At 76.5% G+C, this 502-nt stretch carries 1 pseudogene; it reads left to right on the top strand.

Features of this window, described 5'->3' with window-relative positions:
- Positions 1 to 335 (top strand): annotated as a pseudogene (locus HMPREF3086_RS04280) (hypothetical protein); the annotation flags it as partial.
- Positions 336 to 502: the final 167 nt, after the last annotated feature.

Raw genomic sequence — 502 nt, 5'->3', positions numbered from 1 at the left:
TACGCACCGCCCCGTGCCGCCATGAGGAGGCGTGGGTTCGCCGCGCGCGCCGGCACCCGATGCTCGTGGTGGCCACGGGGGTCGACGACGACGAGGACCCGCCGCACTGGGCCCGTGGACTACCCGCCGTGGACGCGCGCGAGCCCGGGCACCGGTCGGTCGACGGCGTCGTGTCCTTCCTCGAACGCGCCCTGCTCGATCTGTCGACGACCCGGGTGTCCCGTCTCGAGGCCGAGTTGGAGATGCTCGCGGTCCACGACGAGGTGGGCGATCTCGCCGAGGCCGCCCTGTGCGCCCTGGGCGCGGCCGCGCTCCCCGGATCGGCGTCGACGTGACGGCCGCTCCGGCCCCGCCCCGCGAGTTGACGATCGCGGTGCTGGGGGCCCGGGACTCCGCGGCTCCCGCCGTCGCCTCGGCGTTGTCCGCCGCAGCGGGCACAGGGTTGTCCGCCGCAGCGGGCCCGGCCGCCGACGCCGAAGCCCGGATCCGTGTGCTCGTCGAC

This window comes from Dietzia sp. HMSC21D01 (assembly GCF_001815995.1).
Taxonomy (GTDB): Bacteria; Actinomycetota; Actinomycetes; order Mycobacteriales; family Mycobacteriaceae; genus Dietzia; species Dietzia cinnamea.
Note: the sequence above shows the minus strand (reverse complement) of the source record. Positions and strands in the feature narration are given on the sequence as shown.